A 21283-nucleotide genomic window follows, 5' to 3' on the forward strand; every position below is an offset into this window, starting at 1 on the left:
ATGGTCAAAAACAAACCGGCGACGCATTCGGATGCATCGCCGGATTTGAAATCAAGCTTTGTTCGAACTTACGGGCAGGGATAGCGATTGCCATCGTAGTTCAGATACGTTCCTGAAGCCGGATCATAAGACCGATACCGCTGCATGCAGTACGCCTCGGCGTCTCCGCCACCGTAGCCGTACCGAGGTGCGACAACGACCGGAGCAGGGGCCGGATAATAAGCCGGGCCGCCATATCCATAACCGTATCCAGGTCCGTAGTAATATGGGCTGGATCCCGCAGCGATGGCGCCGCCGATCAGCGCGCCCGCAGCTAGGCCGATCCCGAGGCCGGCAGCACCTCCGCCGCGATAATATCGCCGCCGGTACTGAACCTGAGTTGCCAGCGAATTGTCGGCACCGATGTGCGCCGCCGACATCAACTGGCTCGGCGCCAGCGGAGCAGCATGGCTGGATGACGTCGCAGCCATCGGAAGCGCCAGCGCAACTGCTGCGATCGCACATCCATTCCTAAACGTGATCATGTCCTCACTCCAAGCCCGCATCGATCACTCTGCATCGAGAAGCCGCGCGGAATGCGCGGCCTCACTCAGAGGACAATAATGTTCGTTTGGATTCAGGCGCTTCTGGGGCGGTTCCAAATCCGGAACACGCCCCGAAGCGTGGAGCGGCAGCTTACGGGCAGGGGTGCCGCTGGCCGTCATAGCCAAGGTACGTCCCGGATGCCGGATCGTAGGACTTGTAGCGCTGCGAGCAGTAAGCGTCATCGCCGCCCGGCACTGCTGCATACTCCTCATAAACCGGCGCATAGGCATACGAGTCATCGTAATAGTACGGGCTGTTGTAATAATAAGACGAGCTCAATGCACCGAGAGCCAGCCCGGCGCCGAAGCCGTAACCCGGGCGCCAATGACGATGGTGCCTGTGACCGTGGTGTCTGTGGCCACTCCATCCGCTACCAAGCTGGGCAACCGGACGTCCGCCTCCGAGCTGCGCTACGGGCCGTCCGGCGAATGCCGGGCCTGAGGCAAGAGCGCCGGCTCCGGCGCCAGCGATTGCCGCGCGGCCGGCAAAGTTGCCACCGCCGCGGAAGCCACCGCCGCCCATCGCAGCACCACCGCCACGGAAACCGCCGCCACCTATCGCCGCACCGCCGCCACGGAAGCCACCACCACCGATGGCAGCACCGCCGCCACCACCGCGAAAGCCGCCGCCTCCACCGATGGCACCGCCACCGCCGCCGCCGCGAGACATGCCGCCGCCGCCGCCTCCACCTCTACCGCCTTGCGCATCCGCGGTTGACGACGCAATCGCCGGTGCGACTGCGAGTAGCGCTGCTGCGCCGATAATCTTGAGATTGATCATTGTTCGCACTCCGAGTGAACTTGACGAAAGAACGGACAGGAAAGTCAGTCGTTCCGTCCTTTCGAAGTTTCACGTCACGGTCCCAGACATCACCCCAATGCAGCATGAACGGATTGCGACCAAACCATGTTGCTCCATCACTTATGCGCGACGCCCGATGCCAGTTGCGTGTGGCGACAGTTCAGTGTCATGCGTTGTTTCACGATGAACGAATTCCTGGCGCGTTCGGGGCAGGGCGCCGGGGTATTCTTCCTGCAGGAAGGCGATCAGCTTTTCCTGTATCTCGCAGCGCAAATCCCATGCGGCAGGCGCGCTGCGCGCGCTGAGTAATGCGCAGTTCGACCGTGTGGTCCTTCCACCAAGTTGCTGTTGGTGCTGGACAATTGGCCCGCCCGGTGGCATCAAACAGCTCTCGCGCGGCCACCCGCGCCCAGTTCGGATTCGCGCCATGAAGCTGTTTTTCCTGCGTTTTTTCACGTGGTGGAGCGGGTCGACCTTCGGCACGCAGCTCTGGACTCGCCGATTTGGCGAACTGGTCGGACAGGACGAGGGCGGCAACACCTACTACCGTACGCGCGGCGGCAAGATCGACCCGACACTGGGCTTCGAACGCCGCTGGGTGATCTACAACGGATATGCCGAAGCGACGCGCGTTCCACCGGCGTGGCACGGCTGGTTGCACCACACCGTGGACACGCCGCCGACCGAGATCGATTACAAGCCCCGCGAGTGGGAAAAGCCGCACCGCCCCAACATGACCGGGACGCCTGCAGCCTATCGCCCTTCGGGTTCGACGCTTGCCAGCGGCCGCCGGCCCAAGGCCACCGGTGACTATCAGCCGTGGACGCCCGGGCAGTAACGCCAGCTCCAACGCCCTTAATGTAGCGCGGACGGCCCGCCCTTTCCCCGCCGTATTCGGCGTGTTAACCGAAGACCTGCGCAAGGCCCATTATCTGTAGAATGGCGTGCAGCCGATTCGATTGAATCGCATAATGGGGCCGGATCAGCTTAAGATCATGACCGTGATCGTTCCGACAGGTGTGGAGCACGATGTTTTCCGGAAACCGCTTCGCACCTCTTGGCGTCGTGCTCGTGTAAAGTCGCGCAAGATGTTCCGAACCATCACCACCTTTTCATTCGCAGCCTTGATCGCGACATCGCTGGTGTCGCTTGCGTCGCCCGTTCACGCGCAGATCGGCAACATCTTTTCCGACAGACCGCGGCCGCCCGCCAATATCCAGCGCGGGGAGCCGATACAGGAGCCGGAAGAAGAGGAAGTCCCTGATCTGCCGCCGCAGGGCCGCCTGCTTCCGACCCCCAACCGTCCGCCACCGGGGCAGGGCGTACCGCCGCCCGGCAACGTTCAAACACAGCCGTTGCCTCCACCGCCAGGAACGGCCGCTGCTCCAAGACAGCCCGCAGTGCCCGGACAAGGCACGCCAAACGTCGCGACCGTGCCTCCAGCCAATCCGTTGCCGGGGTTGCCGCCGGGGCAGAAACAGCCGCGCGGTGCGCCGCCGTCGCCTGCGACCTTGCAGCCGGGCGACGAGGTCGTGACGGAGCCGCCGGCGCAGAAGATCGTCAACAAGCAGGCGGTCTTTGCGGGCCTCGACAAGATCACCGGCCGCATCATCAAGTTCGATGCCGACATGGGTGAGACCGTTCAGTTCGGCGCGCTGCGCGTCAAGCCACAGGCCTGTTACACGCGACCATCGACAGAAGCGGCCAACACCGACGCGTTCGTCGAGGTCGATGAGATCACGTTGCAGGGTGAGGTGAAGCGGATATTTTCAGGCTGGATGTTCGCGGCCAGTCCGGGTCTGCACGGCGTCGAGCACCCGATTTACGATATCTGGCTGACCGACTGCAAAGGTCCGGCAGCAACCGTTGCGCAGCAGGAGGCGCCGAAAGCCGCGCCGCCTCCGCCGCCTCAGCAGCAGCCAAAGCGTCCGGCGAAGCAGCCGGCCGTGCAGCGGCCCTTGCCGCCGCCCAATCCATTCCCGCCGTTCCAGCGATAACGCCTTTCGTGCAAGCTAGGTTTGCGTCAGGCACGCCAGCGCTTCCGCGCCGGTGACCGGCCGGCTGGCGGGAAGCGCGAAGAAGTCGCCATGCCCGGTCACGGCTTCATCGAGCAGCATGCGATAACGCCGCCGCGGAACTTCGACAGCGCCGAAGGTGCGCAGGTGGTCCGTCACGAATTGCGTATCGAGCAGCACGAAGCCTCCGGCCAGCAGGCGGGCCACGAGATGGACGAGTGCCACCTTGGATGCGTCGCGCTCGGTGTGAAACATGCTTTCGCCGAAGAATGCGCGGCCGAGGCTGACGCCATACAGTCCGCCCACCAGGTGATCGCCGCGCCATGCTTCGACGCTGTGGCAATGACCGATCTCGTGCAGCGACGTGTAGAGATCGCGGATGCGGCCATTGATCCAGGTGTCATCGCGGCCCCGCTGCGGCGCGGCGCAACCGGCGATGGTTTGCTTGAAAGCAGTATTGACCGTGACGCGGAAGGTGTCGGCCCGAACGGTCCGCGCCAGGCGAGATGCGACGCGAAAGCCATCAAGCGGGATAATGCCGCGCTTTTCGGGTTCAACCCAGAAAATGGTCGGGTCGTCGGCGCTTTCCGACATCGGGAAAATGCCGCAGGCATAGGCTCGCAGCAGGACACTGGGGGTAATTTCGGAAGGTGCGGTGTCGCGCGAACTCATGCGCAACTGTAGCAAAATGTATCCGCTTCCGCGACCGTCAAGCCATCCCGGGGGCGGGCTGTCGAACGTGGGTTTGGGCCGTGTTCTTCAGGTGCAAGACGATACGTGTTCCAGGATGCGCCGGGTCGCGTTCTGCCTTGGTGTCGAGCTTGATCGCCATGGCGCTGACGATGCGCTGGCCCATGCCGGTGGATTGGGGATTCTGCTTCACTTGCAACCCGACGCCGTCGTCGGAAATCGACAACTCCAGGCCGCCGTCGCGCGATCGAAGCTCGACGTGAATAGGGCCGGCTCCATCCGGATAAGCGTATTTGACCGCATTCATCACCAGCTCGTTGACGATGATGCCGATCGCCACCGCGCGGTCCGGGTCGATCTCAACCGGCTCCGCCTTCAGCGTCAGCCGCGACATCCGGTTGCCTTCCGCGGAACGGCGCAGATCTTCGAGCAACGCCTCGAGATACTGATTGAGCATGACCGTCTTCAGATCCTGCGATGTGTAAAGGCGGCGATGCACCTGCGCGACGGCAGCGACGCGGCCCATTGCGTTGGTCAGCGCGGCCTTCACGTCTTCGTCGGTACTTGAATTCGCTTGAAGATGCAGCAACGACGCGATGATCTGCAAACTGTTGCCGACGCGGTGGTTCACCTCGCGCAGCAGAACCTCGCGTTCCGCCGCCAGCGCAGCGTAGCGATCACGCGAAGCATGAACTTCCGCTTCGGCATCGTCGCGCGCCTTTCGGACCAGGGCCTGCTCCACGGCACCCCTGGCTGCCACGTCGAGTAGCGCGAGAAATTCTCCCTGTGTATCCTTCACCAGATAGTCCGAAGCGCCAGCCTTCAACGCAGTGATCGCAATCTTGCTATCCTGTGATGCGGTTACAAAAATGACTGGCGGTGCATCGGAAATCTTCTGGATTTCAGCGAGTGTCTCGAGCCCGTCGAGGCCAGGCATGTGCTGATCGAGTGCGACCACATCGATCCCGCCTTGCCTAATGCGTGCAAGACCGCTCGTACCATCTGAGGCGTGCTCCACGGCATATCCTTGCCGCTTCAATCCGCGCTCGACCAGCCGCGCGAGATCGGCATCGTCGTCGATGTACAGGAGGAGTGGTGTTTCCGGTTTCATGTTAGGCGGATGGAACCTTGATGACTGAAAAGAAGAGGCCCAACTGCCGAATGGCGTTGGCGAAATTTTCGTAATTCACCGGCTTTGTGATGTAGACGTTGCAGCCGAGCTCGTAGCAGCGCTTGATTTCCTGTTCGTCGTCCGTGGTTGTTAGCACCACAACCGGCGCGCATTTGACGTGACTGTTTTCCTTTATCCGCTTGAGAATATCGATCCCGGTCATGTCGGGCAGGTTCAAGTCGAGCAAGATCAACAGCGCCTGATCCTTATGCTCTTCGCCAGATCCATCCGTGCCGAACAGGTACTTCACCGCGTCGGTTCCGTTGGTGAATGGCACGATCTCGTTGTTGACGCCGGAACGGCGAATGTTGCGTTCGATCAGACGAGCATGACCTTCGTCATCCTCGATCATGATAATTTTGACTGGCAGACTCATACTTCTTTTCCTTGAGTTCCAAAATTCCATCGTGCGGGCAGGGTAACTGTAAAAGTACTGCCCTCGTGAAGCTCTGACGAAACATTGATGGTGCCACCCAAACGGCGCACCAGTGCGCGGACGTGGGCAAGCCCGATGCCCTGGCCCTGACGATCCTGAAGGCCCGCCCGGCGAAACAGGTCAAAAATACGGGAGTGATCTTTTGGATCGATACCGCGGCCATTATCGATGATCTCGAAGACAACGAAACCGAGCTTCTGGCGGCCCTTGATCAGGATGTCGCCTGGCGTGCCTGGCTTGAGATATTTGAGAGCATTGTCAATCAGGTTGGAGAAGATTTGTTCCAATGCAAGGCGGTCGCTGACGACACCCGGCAGCGGTTCGACGCGTATTTGCGTATTGGATTCAGATGCCTGGTGAGCAGTCGACGATATAATCGTCTCGATCAACTCTCTTGCGTCGATCTCCACGGGATGAAAATCGCGACGGCCTTCGCGGGTCAGATTGAGAATTGCCGAGATCAGTCGATCCATCTTGCCGATTGACGACTTGATAAAGCCGAGCGCTTCGGAAAAATCCTGAGAGAGCTGTTTGTCCTCTGCCTGGAGTTCCGGCGCATCGGCGGGATTCGCATCGCCGATAGGCTCGGGAGCTACGGAGGTTATAGCTGCGGCCCGGCTGTATTTTGCGATACGGGTGAAGATGTCGGTGCGCAGCTCTTCGAGCTCGCTCGTGAAGCCCATGATGTTGACGAGCGGCGAGCGCAGGTCGTGGCTTACAATATAGGCGAAGCGCTGTATCTCTTCATTGGCTTCGCGAAGATCGGCGGTTCGCGTTTCGACGGTCGCTTCGAGATAAAGGTTGTTGTCACGCAATTGCTGCTCGGCTTCATCGCGTGCCTGCGTCGAGCGGCGCACCAGAAAGATCGAGGCGCCGGCCAGAAGAAGCACCAGCCCTGAACCGGCTGTGGTGACAACCGCTGATAGCGTCTGGCTGCGATCCGCCGCTGCAGTTCGCAGTTGTAAAAGGCGATCTTCCTCGGCGCTCATCGCGGCGGCGACTTCAACGACGCGTTGAACGACAGCGCTGCTGCCATCGCGTAACATCGCAATGCCGCCGGGGATATCATCTCGCTTTACATAGTCGATAGCTTTCACAAATTCGGCCAGCCGCAACTCCACAGCTGTGCGTAGTTGCTTGCTGTTTTCGATTTGAGCGGGGCTGTCGGTGGTCAACTTCGCAAGTGCATCGACACTGGGCGGAATGCGTTTGACCGCCGTTTCATGCTCGGTCAAAAACTTTGGTTGGGATGTCAGCAGATAGCCGCGAGCCGCGCTTTCAGCGCGCCGGATTTCCAGCAGAACTGTCGATATCTGACTTTCAACTTCGACGGTATGAACCACCCACTTGCTGTCGTCGCGCACCCTGTTCACCAGAATGATCGACGTGATGCTGATCGCGACCAGCACCAGAAAGCCCGCGGAGAGCAGGGCAATCTGCCAGAGCGTGCGCCGACGGGCCGCGTCCTGTGTCACGTTGGCCCTGCGGAGCTGCCGGAATGGAGAAATCTATGAAATTTCAATGTGCTACCCCTGAAACCGATAAATAGCTCAGTTGCGGGATCACGCGCAAATAGGAATTTAGTTCCATCGCTGGAACCGAAATTTGGGTGCGGGCAATATCGGCTCAGGACGACTTGGTGTCGCCGGCTGCGAGATAATGTTCGAGCCAGTGGATGTGGTAGTCGCCGTCGATGATGCTGGGCTCGCGCACCAGCCCGCGGAACAGCGGCAGCGTGGTTTCGACGCCGTCCACCACCATCTCGTCCAGAGCGCGCCGTAGCCGCATCAGGCACTCGCCACGGGTCTTGCCGTGGACAATGAGCTTGCCCACCAGCGAGTCGTAATACGGCGGAATGACATAACCCTGATACACTGCTGAATCGATCCGCACGCCCAGTCCACCGGGCGGATGGTATTGCAGTATCTTGCCCGGCGAGGGGCGGAAGGACACCGGATTTTCGGCATTGACCCGGCATTCGATCGCGTGGCCGTTGATGACGATCTCGTCCTGCGTGCAGGGCAGATCGCCGCCGGCGGCAACACGGATCTGCTCGATCACCAGGTCGATGCCGGTGATCATCTCGGTCACCGGATGCTCGACCTGGATGCGTGTGTTCATTTCGATGAAATAGAACTCGCCATCCTCGTAGAGGAATTCGATGGTGCCGACGCCGAGATACTGCATCTCGCGCATCGCCTTGGCGCAGGTCTCGCCGATCTTGGCGCGCGCGGCTGCGTTCAGGATCGGTGAGGGGCCTTCTTCCCACACCTTCTGGTGACGGCGCTGGAGAGAACAATCGCGCTCGCCGAGATGGATCGCGCCGCCGCGTCCATCGCCGAGAATCTGAATCTCGATGTGGCGAGGCTTGCCGAGATACTTTTCCAGATAGACCGATCCGTCGCCGAACGCGGCCTTGGCTTCGTTGCTGGCGGTTGATAGCGCGAGCAACAGATCAGCTTCGGTCGGAGCGACCTTCATGCCGCGTCCGCCGCCGCCGGCGGCAGCCTTCACCAGCACGGGAAACCCGATCTTCTTGGCGATGGCCATGGCATCGTCACCAGGACCAACGCCACCGTCCGAGCCGGGCACCACGGGAATGCCGAGGCGTTGCGCGGTTTTCTTAGCTTCGATCTTGTCGCCCATCAGGCGGATGTGTTCGGCCTTTGGGCCGATGAAGTGCAGATTGTGGTCGGCCAGAATTTCAGCGAACCGCGCATTTTCCGACAGGAAGCCGTAGCCCGGATGAACCGCATCGGCGCCGGTGATTTCGCACGCTGCGAGCAGCGCCGGCACGTTCAGATAACTGTCCTTGGCGGGCGGCGGTCCGATGCAGACGCTCTCGTCGGCAAGCCGGACATGCATTGCGTTTGCATCCGCAGTCGAATGCACGGCAACAGTCGCGATGCCGAGTTCCTTGCAAGCGCGCAGCACGCGCAATGCAATCTCGCCGCGATTGGCAATCAGGATCTTGTCGAACATCGCAGCGCCTGACGGTGAGAACGATTATTCAATGATGACGAGCGGTTCGCCGAATTCGACGGGCTGGCCGTCTTCGACGAGGATTTGCGTGACGGTGCCGGCGCGCGTCGACGGGATCTGGTTCATCGTCTTCATCGCTTCGATGATGATGAGCGTATCGCCGACCTTGACCTTGCTGCCGACGTCGATGAACGGCTTCGCGCCAGGCTCCGACGCAAGATAGGCCGTGCCGACCATCGGCGAGGGAACCGCACCGGGATGCTTCGAGATGTCGGCGGACGTCGCCGCCGCAACAGGTGCGGATGCCGGAGCCGCCGCGACGGGCGCGGGGTGATAAGAGACGGGTGCGGCTGCCGCGATGCTGATGTTACGTGCAACCCGCAGGCGCAATCCGGCGCGCTCGATCTCGATTTCCGTGAGATTGGTTTCGTCGAGCAGCATTGCCAGCTCGCGAATGAGCTCGCGCTCGTCGGCTGGCTTTTCTTTGGGAGCAGATGGTTCTTTCGGCGAAGCGGCCATGTGAAATCCGGAGCTTTCTTAACTGACAAACAGGATCAGGCTTTTGCCTTGGCGCCGATCTTGGCGGCGAGGCCGCTGATAGCGAGGCGATAGCCGTCAATTCCGAAGCCGCACAGCGTTGCCACGGCTGCCGATGCGACGAAGGAGTGGTGACGAAAGGGTTCGCGCGCGTAGATGTTGGATACGTGAACTTCAATCGTCGGGAGCTTGACCGCGATCAGCGCATCGTGAAGCGCGATCGAGGTATGGGAGTAACCGCCCGCGTTGATGATGATACCGGCAGCCTTCTTGGCACCGGCCTCGTGGACGAAATCGATCAGTTCGCCCTCGCGGTTCGACTGCCGGCAATCCGCCGTGAGGCCGTAAAGGGCGGCGCTGTCGTGGCAAAGCTTTTCCACGTCGGCCAGCGTGTGATGGCCATAGGTCTCCGGCTCGCGGGTGCCGAGCAGATTGAGGTTCGGCCCGTTGAGCACGTAGATCGTCTTTGCCATCCGAAAACCAAACCCAGCAATGTCGGCGAAATGATGCGGCGCGCGCGGCTTCGGCCGGTTTATAGGCAACATGAGGCCGGGAGGGAAGCCTGATCGGCTTCGCCGTCCCCTGCCAAATGGTTCAGAAATCACCCGAAAAGCCCGATAGAAGGCCCGGAAATCGTTGGTTAACCAATATTAACGGATATTCCCGGCGGTCTTCCGATACCCCCAGACCTATGGGCCGGTTGGGCCTAGCAGGTCGCCTTGCCGCAACGGGCCTCGGAGATTTTCTTGGCCAGGCCTGCCGCGCCGACCGCGCCGACCACGACATCTTTTCCGATCACGTAGCTTGGTGTCCCGTTGAGACCCATCTCCTCTGCGAGCTTGAAGTTCTCATTGAGCGTCGCGCTGATTTCGGGGCTGGTCATGTCCTTTTCGAGCTTGGCCATGTCGGCGCCGGCGTCCTTGGCCGCTGCCATGGCGCGGGCCTTGTCCGCCTGTCCGCGTCCGTTCAGCAGCTTCTGGTGGAAATCGAGATACTTCTTGCCGGTTGGATCCTGCATGCGGACCGCGATCCCGACCTGGGCGGCTTCGACTGAACTTGGCCCGAGCACCGGGAACTCCTTCAGCACGACGCGCAGCTTCGGATCCGATTTCATCAGCGCGAGCATGTCGACCATAGCGTGTTTGCAGTAGCCGCAATTGTAGTCGAAAAATTCGACGAAATTCACGTCGCCATCGCGGTTGCCGACAACGACGCCACGCGGCGACTTGAAAATCGTGTCCGCATTTTTCTGGACGGCGGCGCGATGCTTTTCGGCTTCTGCCACAGCCTGTCGCTTCTGCAACTCTGCGGACATCTCCTCAAGCAACTCCGGATTCGCCACGAGATAGTCCTTGATGATTTTTTGAATCTCGCTGCGTTGGGCGTCGTTAAATGACTGCGCATGCGACGCGGCAGGCAGACCCAGCACCAGTGCGAAGGCGAGGGGAGCAAGAGAGCGGAGCGAGAACATGAGTATCCCTTCGGACGGTTTGGACCGGCAACGCCGGAGTTCAATTCTTTATCGGCTTCGTATTAACGATATCGTCGGCCTTGACCCAACCGGGCGTGCCGATGGCGAATCTCGTCTTCGCGCGCGAGGCGAGGTCTCGCGCCGTTTTCTGGTCTCCGCGTAGAAAGGCTGCCTGGGCCGAGGCGAGATCGGCTTCCGCATAGTCGCCCTTGCGGCCGTACGCCATTGCGAGCTGCGTATATCCAAGCGCTGCCTCGGGCTCCCGTATCAGCGCTGCACGCAGAATCTTGATGGCCTCCTCAGCGTAGGCCTTATTCTCGGATGCCACGAAGGCCTGGCCAAGTAACATCTCGATGAGCGGTGCGTTGTTGGACAGCTGCACCGCCTTGCGCAGGGGCGCGATGGCCTCGACCGGCTTGCCGCCTTCGAGCAGAGCCTGACCCTTCAGTTCATAAAAGTAAGGATTGTTGGGCTGCACGCGGATCAAGGCGTCGATCTGGGACTGGGCGCTGCGCAGGTCCCCATGACGATAGGTGGCGATGGCGCGGGCATAGCGCGCGGGCAGGCTGTCGTTCGAGGCCGGATAGCGGCGATTCACGGTATCCGCGCGTTCCATGAAGCCGGATACCTTGGCGCGCATCATGTCGTGGCGGAGCTGCAGAGCTGCATCGTCTTTCTTGTCCCAATACGGACTCGACTTCGCCAGTTCTTCCAGCGCCCTGACGCGCTCGGCGGGCATCGGGTGAGACATGTTGTAGGGATCGGCGCCGCGGGATGCGTACAGGCTTTGCTCCGAGAAGCGCTTGAATGTCTCATACATGCCCTTGGCCGACTGGCCGGTGGCGTTGAGAAATTTCACGCCGGCCTTGTCGGCGTTTTCCTCCTGCTGCCTTTGATAGGACAGCATGGTGCGCATGATGGCGGCCTGAGGTGCTGCGACCGCAGCGGCACCGGCGCTTCCGGCGCCCGAACGTGCACCGGCCACCGCTGCGCCCAGGCCGAGCAGCATGGCGATGATCATCTGTGTTTGCGCGCGGGAAATCTGCTCGCGTAGCTTCGAAAGATGTCCGCCGGCCAGATGCCCCGTTTCGTGCGCAAGCACGCCGATGATCTGGTTGGGCGTATCGGACTCGCGCAATGCGCCGTAGTTGACGAAAATTCGGCGGCCGTCGGCAACGAAAGCGTTGAACGACGACTCGTTGATGATGACGACCTGAATGTTGTGCTTCTCGAGTCCTGCCGCGCGCAGGATCGGGCGGGTATAGTCGCGCAGGAGTTGCTCGGTTTCGGTGTCGCGCAGCAGCGGAAGGCCACCGCCGCCTCTCTGTTGCGCATGAACCGGCCATGACGCGACGAGCAATGCCGCCGTCGTGACGATCGCAGTCGCGCGTCGCGCGAACGATTGCCCGAAACGGAACCATCCGGTGATGGGTGCGCGGACGGACGAGCGTTCGGCTGGCACGGTCAAGGGGACATTTGTCATGGCTTGGTCAGCGAGCTTGGCAATGGAGCGGCGGCCTGTAGGGTGCTAAAATCAAGGTCTAACAAGCCGCCGAATGCGGCGGTAGAACGGCACGGCGCCGCATGCTTTCCTCGCATGTCGCCACACCGGGGAACAGCAGATTTCATGCTCGATGTGACACTCAGAGACAAGGCAAAAAGCCTTTTGAAGCCCTCCAGCCGCGGCAATGTTCCGCCGTTCATGGTGATGGATGTGATGGCGGCCGCGGCCAAAATAGAGGCTGAGGGCGGTAATGTGGTTCACATGGAGGTCGGGCAGCCGGCGGCGCCTGCGCCTCAGACCGCCATCGCCGCCGCCCGCGCGGCGCTCGATGTAGGCAAGATCGACTACACCGCTGCCATCGGTATTCCTTCACTGCGTAAGCGAATATCGCGCCACTACCGCGAAACCTACGCGCAGGATGTGGATCCCGCCCGCATCGTGATCACCACAGGCTCATCGGGGGCCTTCGTTCTCGCGTTCCTGTCTGCGTTCGAGCCGGGCGACAGGGTCGCCATCACGTCGCCGGGCTATCCGCCATATCGTCATATTCTGCGTGCGCTTGGATGCGAACCGGTCTTGATCGAAACCACCAGCGCCACACGGCACGCACTCACTGGCGAAATGCTGCTGGAGGCTCATCGGAAGACACCGCTCAAAGGCGTGCTGGTTGCCAGCCCCGCCAATCCGACCGGCACCATGATGACCCGCGAGGCGATGACCGATCTGATCGCCGCGGCGGACAGCGCGGGTATCCGGTTCATTTCGGATGAGATCTATCACGGCCTCGACTACGCATTCCCGGCGGTGACGGCGGCGCAGTTGTCGTCCGAGGCGATCATTATCAATTCGTTCTCGAAGTACTTCTGTATGACCGGCTGGCGTGTGGGCTGGATCGTCGTGCCCGAGGGATTGGTACGTTCCGTTGAAACGCTGCAGCAGAACCTGTCGATTTCGGTGCCGACACTGTCGCAGATCGCGGCCGAAGCCGCGTTCGACGGCTGCGCCGAGATGGATGTGATCAAGCACGGTTATGAAGAGAACCGCCGTATCCTGATCGATGGTCTGCCTAAAGTCGGCTTGACGGAATTCCTGCCGGTGGACGGTGCGTTCTATCTTTACGCGGATGTGTCGAAATTCAATTCCGACAGTTTCGAGTTCGCCAAGGCGATGCTGCAGCAGGCGCATGTGGCGGCGACGCCGGGTGTGGATTTCGATCCGTTTCACGGAAAGTCGTTCGTGCGCTTTTCCTACTCGCGCTCGACGCAGGAAATCTCCGAAGCGGTGGCGCGGATTACGCGCTGGCTGACCAAGGGCTGATCGGCCGCATGGCAACAAGGCTGCAGTAAAAAACCGCCCGCTGTGAAGCGGGCGGTTTCATTTTTGACGACGGTCTGGATGCTACTCGCCGCGGCGTGACCACCAGCCCGCGCGACGCGGTGAGGAGGGCTCACTCTGCGGTTCGGAAGGCGTTGGCTCGCTCGACGATGCCGGCGTCTGAACAGGAGTCGGCTCCTGCTCGGTTTTCGGCGTCTCTCCGAAGAAGAAGCTCACCTTCTCGCGGACGGTCGATCGCTTGCGCGGAGCGGCCTCGACGTCTTCCGGCGTCGAGATGTGATGGGATACGGGTTCGGGCGCCGGTGCAGGAGCAGGGCGTTCCTCGCGGACCGGCTCTGCCGGCGCCGACAGATCGGCAACCGCTTCAGCGGATTCGGATTCAGGCAACGGTCCGAAGTCGTCGGCAATCGTAGAGACGATTCCCTCGCCGGGCTGAGCACCTTCGCCGGCTTCGTTGCCTCCACGGCGGCGGCGGCCACCGCGACGGCCACGGCGGCGCGGACGGCGCTCGCCGTTTGCCTGGTCGGCGCGCTGTTCGCCGCTCTGATCTTCCTGCTCGTCGTCACCTTCTTCGCTATCGTCGTCCGTGGCCTCAGCCTGCGTTACAGATCCCTGAGCGGCGTTCTGATCAGCGGGAGCAGCACCTTCACGCCCCTCACCACGGCCACGTCGACGGCGGCGACGCTTGCGGCGCGGACCTTCTTCGCCTTCTGCAACGGCACCGGCGTCAGCGGACTGAGCTTCCGTGCCTTCGGCTTCTTCGTCGCCTTCGAACTCGGCTTCGGCTTCAAACGTTTCGTCGTCTTCGTAGTCGTAGGTATCCTCGGCCGCAGCCGGGGACGCGGCGAGCTGCGCGGCAAGGATCGCCTTGGCGGCCTCGAGCGTATGCACGGCTTCGCCACGATCGATCACGAAGGATTGCTGGCCGCTGATCGTCCCGTCGGCGATGACCGCCAGCGTGACCTTGAAGCTGCTTTCCAGATCGCGCAGGTGACCGCGCTTGTGATTAAGGACGTAGAGCGCCACGTCGGTACGCGTGCGCACCGTGAGGTTGTGGGTGGGGCCCTTCATCAGGGTTTCTTCGAGGCCGCGCAGCAATTGCAGCGCGACGGACGAAACCGAACGGACGTGGCCGCTGCCGCCGCAATGTGGGCACGGTTCGGTCGAGCTTTCCAGCACGCTGGCGCGGATGCGCTGGCGCGACATTTCCAGCAGGCCGAAATGGGAGATGCGGCCGACCTGAATGCGGGCGCGGTCCTGCCGCAGGCAGTCGCTGAGCTTGCGCTCGACGGAGCGGTTGTTCCGCTTCTCGTCCATATCGATGAAGTCGATGACGATCAGACCGGCGAGGTCGCGCAACCGGAGCTGCCGTGCGACTTCCTCGGCGGCTTCAAGATTGGTCTTGAGCGCGGTGTCCTCAATGTGGTGCTCGCGGGTGGAGCGGCCCGAGTTCACGTCAATCGAGACCAGCGCTTCGGTCTGGTTGATGACGATGTAACCGCCAGACCGCAAAGTGACCGTCGGCGAGAACATCGCGTCGAGCTGGCTCTCGACGCCCATGCGCGAGAATAGCGGCTGGCCGTCGCGATATTGCTTCACCGACCGCACATTGGTCGGCATCAGCATTTTCATGAAATCGCGCGCCTCGGTGAAGCCGGACTCGCCGGCGACGAGGACCTCGTCGATTTCCTTGTTGTAGAGATCGCGCAGCGAGCGCTTGATCAGCGAACCTTCCTCGTAAACGAGGGTGGGGGCCTGTGACTTCAGCGTGGTGTCGCGGACGGTTTCCCACATCCGGATCAGGTATTCGAAGTCGCGCTTGATCTCGGGCTTGGTGCGCGAAGCGCCCGCGGTGCGCAGAATGATCCCCATGCCCTCCGGCACGTCGAGATCCTGCACCACGTCCTTCAGGCGGTTGCGGTCCTGCGCCGAGGTAATCTTGCGGCTGATGCCGCCGCCGCGTGCGGTGTTGGGCATCAGGACGGCGTAGCGGCCTGCGAGCGAGAGATAGGTCGTCAGCGCAGCGCCCTTGTTGCCGCGTTCTTCCTTCACGACCTGAACCAGCATCACCTGGCGGCGCTTGATGACTTCCTGAATCTTGTACTGACGGCGTGGACGGAAGGCGCGTTCCGGCACTTCTTCCAGCACGTCGTCGCCACCGACCGACTCGACGACTTCCTCTTCGGCATCGTCTTCTTCTTCTTCGTCGTCAGCATCGTCGGCGTGGTGTTCGTCCTGACGATCGTCGCCGCGCGAAGCGGCGTCGGTGTCATGAGAGTCGTCATGCGCATGATGCTCATGCGGTTGATCGTCATGCGCGTGGTCGTCGTGAGAATGATCGTGAGCCGCTTCAGCTTGGTCGCTGGCAGATGTGCTGGGCGCGTCTTGAGCTAAGGGCGCAGCAGCTTGTTCAATCTCATGTAGATGATCGTCATGGGCGTGTGCAGCGTGATCGTCATCGGCGCGATCGCCATGGTTGCGCTGATCACGGCTGTGCTCGCCATGCTCGTGCTCGCCGAGACCGTGTTCATCGTGATGTGCAGCCTCTGCATCATGCGGATGGTCAGGCGCGTGATCGCCGACTTGCGCCGTATCCGCCTGCGTCAGGCCCTCAGTCTCGGAGCTTGCGCCCTCGACAATCTCGCTTTGCACGCGCTCGCCGCTGTTGCGGCGTCGCGAACTGCGATGACGGGACCGGCGGCGGTTGGACCGGTTTTCCGTTTCTTCCTCGGCTTCGCGGTGCGCGCGCTCGTCGGCCTCGATCAGGGCCTGACGATCGGCAACCGGGATCTGATAGTAGTCCGGATGGATTTCGCTGAAGGCAAGAAAGCCGTGACGATTGCCGCCGTACTCGATGAAGGCAGCCTGCAGCGACGGCTCTACGCGCGTGACCTTGGCGAGATAGATATTGCCGCGCAGTTGCTTGCGCTGGGCAGACTCGAAATCAAATTCCTCGACGCGATTGCCGCGGACCACGACCACCCGGGTCTCTTCCGGATGGGTGGCATCGATCAACATTTTGTTGGGCATTTTTGAGCTCTTGACGGCGAACGGCACGTTCGGCGGGCAGCGCTAGGCGCGTAGCCGGGTCACGTAACGGTTCACCTGATTCGGGGGTGAGGGGAAGGCCAAAACGCCGCCCGAAGCACCGTGCCGATCGCAACGTCAGCGAAACGCGACGCGGAAAAGATTCGCGTCGTATCGATGCTGGCATTGATGGGATTTTATTACAGATCCCGTTCGGCAATAGAGTCTGGCGCATCAAGCGTCGGCCCGTCTAATTCAATGGGCGGCAAAGGTGCCGCCGTATCCTGCCGCCGACGTCGCCAGCGGGTTCGCGCTGGTTCTGGATGTCCGCTGCCTTGCAGCAGCGGTTGCCGGTTATGAGGGTAGCCGCTCGGGCTGGTAACCGCCGCTCCGTGTCAGCCGCGCACTGCGCTGGCTGTGGAGGGTCGGAAGGTACGCTGGAACCTCTGATTGAACTATGAGGAACTGGCGCTGCACCGGGAAGCTGAACGCGACACAACCGGAAGTTTAAACCGTCAGCCCCTCATACATACGTCGAACAGTGGTTTCTGGCAAGCGAAGCGTCACAACGCTGCAACACAGCGTCTTAATCGTTCTTTGCCCGGTAAGCCGTCGTTAACTGTGCGGTTCTATTGCGGTATGAGGTGTCCGGAGCTGCGGATTTGGTGACAAACTACATGAAATATCGCGCATTGTTGGTGGCCGCCCTTGTGTGCGCCGCAGCATTGTCGTGCCTGGCGATTCCCGCCGCCAGAGCAGTCGAATCTCAGTCGCCACAGCCGACGGTTGCACCAGCCTTTCCAATCGCCTCCGGCGTGCGCGTGGCGGGCGATAACAAGCAGACCCGATTCATTCTCGATCTCGACCGCAAGATCGACGTGGGGGCCTTTGTGCTCGGCGATCCGTATCGCGTTGTGGTGGATATTCCTCAGGTCACCTTCGACTTTCCTGCCGGCACAGGGGCGACAGGGCGCGGGCTGATCCGCGCATTCCGTTATGGTCTCGTGATGCCGGGCGGGTCTCGGGTGGTATTCGACCTGACAGGCCCGGCGAAAATCGAGAAGGCCTACGTCATTGATGCCGCTAACGGGCAGCCGCCGCGGCTCGTCGTCGAACTGGCCGCCGTGGAACGCTCTGCCTTCAAGGTTTCGCACGCGAGCGACGAAAAACTCCAACTGCGTCCGGCGATTGTCGCCGATGCCTCGGGCGCCGCGGTGGAAATGACCGGCGCGACTGGGGCCGGCAAAGCCGCCGATCCCCGCCCGGTTATCGTGATCGATCCCGGTCACGGCGGCGTCGACAACGGAACTCAGGCGGCGACCGGTGAGGCTGAAAAGACGCTCGTGCTGGATTTCGCCAAAGCGCTGCGGGACAGGATCGAGAAGGGCGGCAAATTCCGGGTCGTCATGACACGCGATGACGATACCTTCATCCCGCTCGGCGAGCGCGTGAAGATCGCCCGCACCAACATGGCATCGCTGTTCGTCTCGATTCACGCCGATGCGCTGCCCAAGCGGGAAGGCGACGCGCAGGGCGCAACCGTCTACACGCTCTCGGATCGCGCCTCCGACGCGGAAGCCGAGAAGCTGGCCGAGGCGGAAAACAAGGCGGACGCCATCGCGGGCATCAATCTGACCGAAGAGCCGGCGGAAGTGGCGGATATCCTGATCGAGCTCACCCAGCGCGAGACACGAGCGTTTTCAAACCGATTTGCGCGAACCCTCGTCAACGAGATGAAGACCGTCGCCCGGATGCACAAGCATCCGCTGAAGTCGGCTGGCTTCAAGGTCCTCAAGGCGCACGACGTTCCCTCGGTGTTGGTCGAGCTCGGCTACGTGTCCAACAAGGACGATCTCCAGCATCTGGTCTCTGAAAGCTGGCGGTCGCGTACGGTCGGTTCCGTCGCGCAGGCCGTCGATGCGTTTCTGGGAAAGCGTGTGATTTCCGCAGGGTCTTCGAAATAAGCGCCTTCGGCTTGAATTCGCAGGGCAATTGTCGCCGAGGCCCTAGTTTGGCCACAGCGGCGGCTCTATAGAAATTTGGGTTGGGAAGAGACGAGAATCGATCCACGCGCGAATGGCGAATGGTATAGTTCGGTTCGGAAGCCCGGTCGTTTACCGCGGGTGATCGCGCCAGACGCTTAAGGACGGATACTGACGATGCGCTTGCTCTTGCGGTTCATGGGCTTTCTGTTCGCGGCTGGAACGATCGTGTTCCTCGTCGGCGTCGCCGCTGCTGCGGGATTGATCTGGCATTTCTCAAAGGACCTGCCGGACTATTCCCAGTTGCAGGACTATGAGCCGGCAGTGATGACGCGCGTTCATGCTGCGGACGGATCGCTGCTTGGCGAATACTCCAAGGAGCGCCGGCTTTATCTACCGATCCAGGCGATTCCGAAGCCGGTCATCAACGCGTTCCTCGCGGCGGAAGACAAGAATTTTTACGAACATGGCGGCATCGATTTCATGGGCATGGCCCGCGCCGCAGTGCTCTACGCGCAGAACTATGGCTCCAACCGCCGCCCGCAGGGGGCGTCCACGATCACCCAGCAGGTCGCGAAAAACTTCCTGCTGACCAACGAAGTCTCCTTCGATCGCAAGATCAAGGAAGCGCTGTTGGCAATGCGCATCGAGCGCACCTACACCAAGGACAAGATTCTCGAACTTTATCTCAATGAAATCTACCTCGGCTTGAGCGCTTACGGCATTGCCGCTGCGTCGCTGGTCTATTTCGACAAGTCAGTGAACGAACTCACCATCGCGGAAGCCGCGTATCTGGCGGCGTTGCCGAAGGCGCCGTCGAGCCTTCATCCGGTCCGCAATCGTGATCGTGCCATCGAACGCCGAAACTACGTCATTGACCGGTTGGTTGAGAACGGCTGGATCAAGCAAGCCGACGCTGTCGCTGCCCGCAAGGAGCCAATGATCGTGACGTCGCGCTCCAACGCGGCACACATTTTTGCGGGCGAGTATTTTGCGGAAGAAGTCCGCCGCGACATCTTCGAGCGTTACGGCGAGAAGAAGCTCTATGAAGGTGGCCTTTCGGTGCGCACCTCGCTCGATCCCAAACTTCAGATTATGGCCCGCAAGTCGATGGTGGCCGGGCTGGTCAAATTCGACGAGGCCCAGGGCTGGCGCGGCGCGCCCCACAAGATCGATGTTGGCGGCGATTGGGGCGTGAAACTCGCCGAGGTTAAATCGCTCTCCGATATCTCGCCGTGGCGGATGGCGGTGGTGCTCGAGACCAGCGACCAGTCGGCGCGTGTCGGCTTTCAGCCCGGGCGTGAACTTGGCGGCGCGGTTTCCAAGACGCGCGAAACCGGTTTGATTTCGCTGGACGGCGTGCGGTGGGCGAAGGCGGCGGCAGGTCCGACACGGTTCAAGACGCCGACCGCCGTGACGCAGGTGCTTGCACCGGGCGACGTGATCTATGTCGATCCGCTGCTGGACAAGGATGGCAACAAGGTCGAGGGGCAGTATCGGCTCCGTCAGACACCGGAAGTTTCGGGCGCGATGGTTGCGATGGATCCGTGGACCGGCCGCGTCGTCGCCATGGTCGGCGGCTTCTCGTTCGACCAGAGTCAGTTCAACCGCGCGACCCAAGCCTATCGTCAGCCGGGCTCGTCGTTCAAGCCGATCGTGTACTCGACCGCGATGGACAACGGTTACACGCCGTCAACGGTTGTCGTGGACGCGCCGATCGAAATTGATCAGGGGCAGGGAGCCGGTGTCTGGCGTCCGGAAAACTACTCGACCGGCAAGTATTACGGACCGACCACGCTGCGGAACGCGCTGATCAGGTCGCTGAATACGGTGACGGTACGCCTCGCGCAGGATGTCGGCATGCCGCTGATCGGCGAATACGCCAAACGCTTCGGCATTTACGATGAACTGCCGAACTATCTATCTTACGCGCTTGGCGCGGGCGAGACGACGGTGATGCGCATGGTGACCGCCTATTCGATGTTCGCCAACGGCGGCAAGCGGGTAAAGCCGACGCTGATCGATCGTATTCAGGACCGCTACGGCCACACCATCTTCAAGCACGATCAACGTGAGTGCAGGGGCTGCGATGCGGGCGAGGGCTGGAAGAACCAGCCGGAACCGTCACTGGTCGACCGGCGCGAGCAGGTGCTGGATTCGATGACCGCCTACCAGATCACGTCGATGATGGAAGGCGTCGTGCAGAGCGGCACCGCAACCGTCTTGCGAGAGGTCGGCAAGCCGATCGCGGGCAAGACCGGCACGACCAACGATGAAAAGGACGCGTGGTTCATCGGCTTCTCGCCGGATCTCGTTGTCGGCGTTTACATCGGCTACGACAAGCCAAGGAACCTCGGCAGAGGCGGTACCGGCGGTCATCTGGCCGCGCCGGTTGTCAAAGACTTCATGAAGCTCGCGCTTGCCGACAAGCAGGCGGTTCCGTTCCGCGTGCCCGCCGGAATCAAGCTGATCCGTGTGGATGCCAAGTCCGGCATGCGCGCTGGACCGGGCGACGGCGGCAGGACCATCCTCGAGGCCTTCAAGCCGGGCACGGCACCGCCCGATAACTACTCGGTGATCGGCGTGGCTGATGCGGACGGGCGCTCGCCGGGGATCTCTCCCGACGCGGACCGCGCGATCTTCCGGCCGGGGACCGGCGGTCTCTATTAGCGCGAAGCGTATTCCGCAAAAGTGGGTACCGGTTTTGCGATCAGAATACGCGATCCTATAAAGTTGCGCTGGCCGCC

General features: G+C 61.5%; 17 protein-coding genes. 5 read left to right on the forward strand and 12 right to left on the reverse strand.

Translation table 11 applies throughout. The features are described 5' to 3' along the window. Positions 1-68: 68 nt before the first annotated feature. On the reverse strand, positions 69-524 hold the full coding sequence (locus tag YH63_RS17770; RefSeq protein ID WP_046826459.1) for a BA14K family protein: 456 nt from the start codon (positions 522-524) through the stop codon (positions 69-71). A 151-nt stretch (positions 525-675) separates the two neighbouring features. After that, positions 676-1365 (reverse strand): BA14K family protein, encoded by a 690-nt coding sequence (locus YH63_RS17775; RefSeq protein WP_046826458.1) that lies wholly within the window; start codon positions 1363-1365, stop codon positions 676-678. A gap of 448 nt (positions 1366-1813) precedes the next feature. Here YH63_RS17775 and YH63_RS17785 point away from each other — a divergent pair, with 448 nt between their 5' ends. Continuing rightward, positions 1814-2224: an NADH:ubiquinone oxidoreductase subunit NDUFA12 gene (locus YH63_RS17785; RefSeq protein WP_046826457.1), complete on the forward strand. Its 411-nt coding sequence runs from the start codon at positions 1814-1816 to the stop codon at positions 2222-2224. 250 nt (positions 2225-2474) lie between these two features. After that, positions 2475-3383, forward strand: a complete 909-nt coding sequence (locus YH63_RS17790) for a DUF2155 domain-containing protein (RefSeq protein WP_170978709.1) — start codon at positions 2475-2477, stop codon at positions 3381-3383. A gap of 15 nt (positions 3384-3398) precedes the next feature. Here YH63_RS17790 and aat read toward each other — a convergent pair whose 3' ends face one another. The 9 genes from aat to YH63_RS17835 all read right to left on the reverse strand — a co-directional run bounded on the left by aat (position 3399) and on the right by YH63_RS17835 (position 12171). Then, a complete protein-coding gene (gene aat, locus YH63_RS17795; protein ID WP_046826456.1) occupies positions 3399-4073 on the reverse strand; it encodes a leucyl/phenylalanyl-tRNA--protein transferase in 675 nt (224 codons plus the stop codon). A 37-nt stretch (positions 4074-4110) separates the two neighbouring features. Further along, on the reverse strand, positions 4111-5202 hold the full coding sequence (locus YH63_RS17800; protein ID WP_046826455.1) for a sensor histidine kinase: 1092 nt from the start codon (positions 5200-5202) through the stop codon (positions 4111-4113). A gap of 1 nt (position 5203) precedes the next feature. Further along, positions 5204-5638 (reverse strand): response regulator, encoded by a 435-nt coding sequence (locus YH63_RS17805; RefSeq protein WP_046826454.1) that lies wholly within the window; start codon positions 5636-5638, stop codon positions 5204-5206. Next, the gene (locus tag YH63_RS17810; protein ID WP_046826453.1) at positions 5635-7173 is read right to left on the reverse strand and encodes a sensor histidine kinase; all 1539 of its coding nucleotides are present in this window, start codon (positions 7171-7173) and stop codon (positions 5635-5637) included. Before YH63_RS17810 ends, YH63_RS17805 begins: the two co-directional genes overlap by 4 nt. 151 nt (positions 7174-7324) lie before the next feature. Next, positions 7325-8680 carry an acetyl-CoA carboxylase biotin carboxylase subunit gene (accC, locus tag YH63_RS17815; protein ID WP_046826452.1) on the reverse strand — a complete coding sequence of 452 codons (1356 nt, stop codon included), beginning with the start codon at positions 8678-8680 and terminating at the stop codon, positions 7325-7327. Positions 8681-8704: 24 nt separating this feature from the next. Next, the gene (gene accB, locus YH63_RS17820; RefSeq protein ID WP_046826451.1) at positions 8705-9199 is read right to left on the reverse strand and encodes an acetyl-CoA carboxylase biotin carboxyl carrier protein; all 495 of its coding nucleotides are present in this window, start codon (positions 9197-9199) and stop codon (positions 8705-8707) included. A gap of 35 nt (positions 9200-9234) precedes the next feature. Beyond that, the gene (aroQ, locus tag YH63_RS17825; RefSeq protein WP_046826450.1) at positions 9235-9690 is read right to left on the reverse strand and encodes a type II 3-dehydroquinate dehydratase; all 456 of its coding nucleotides are present in this window, start codon (positions 9688-9690) and stop codon (positions 9235-9237) included. Positions 9691-9923: 233 nt separating this feature from the next. Further along, positions 9924-10688, reverse strand: coding sequence for a DsbA family protein (locus YH63_RS17830; RefSeq protein WP_046826449.1), 765 nt, complete (start codon positions 10686-10688; stop codon positions 9924-9926). A gap of 40 nt (positions 10689-10728) precedes the next feature. Next, positions 10729-12171 carry a M48 family metalloprotease gene (locus tag YH63_RS17835; protein ID WP_046826448.1) on the reverse strand — a complete coding sequence of 481 codons (1443 nt, stop codon included), beginning with the start codon at positions 12169-12171 and terminating at the stop codon, positions 10729-10731. A gap of 144 nt (positions 12172-12315) precedes the next feature. On the opposite strand from YH63_RS17835, the gene YH63_RS17840 reads away from it, so the two are divergent. Beyond that, the gene (locus YH63_RS17840) at positions 12316-13509 is read left to right on the forward strand and encodes a pyridoxal phosphate-dependent aminotransferase (RefSeq protein ID WP_046826447.1); all 1194 of its coding nucleotides are present in this window, start codon (positions 12316-12318) and stop codon (positions 13507-13509) included. An 81-nt stretch (positions 13510-13590) separates the two neighbouring features. Here the strand turns inward: YH63_RS17840 and YH63_RS17845 are convergent, their stop codons facing one another. Then, positions 13591-16557 (reverse strand): Rne/Rng family ribonuclease, encoded by a 2967-nt coding sequence (locus YH63_RS17845; protein ID WP_046826446.1) that lies wholly within the window; start codon positions 16555-16557, stop codon positions 13591-13593. 674 nt (positions 16558-17231) lie between these two features. Here YH63_RS17845 and YH63_RS17850 point away from each other — a divergent pair. Beyond that, positions 17232-18518 carry an N-acetylmuramoyl-L-alanine amidase gene (locus YH63_RS17850; RefSeq protein ID WP_046826445.1) on the forward strand — a complete coding sequence of 429 codons (1287 nt, stop codon included), beginning with the start codon at positions 17232-17234 and terminating at the stop codon, positions 18516-18518. A 195-nt stretch (positions 18519-18713) separates the two neighbouring features. Continuing rightward, a complete protein-coding gene (locus YH63_RS17855) occupies positions 18714-21206 on the forward strand; it encodes a penicillin-binding protein 1A (RefSeq protein ID WP_046826444.1) in 2493 nt (830 codons plus the stop codon). Positions 21207-21283: the final 77 nt, after the last annotated feature.

Origin of the sequence: Afipia massiliensis, from assembly GCF_001006325.2 — a bacterium.
Lineage (GTDB): Bacteria > Pseudomonadota > Alphaproteobacteria > Rhizobiales > Xanthobacteraceae > Afipia > Afipia massiliensis_A.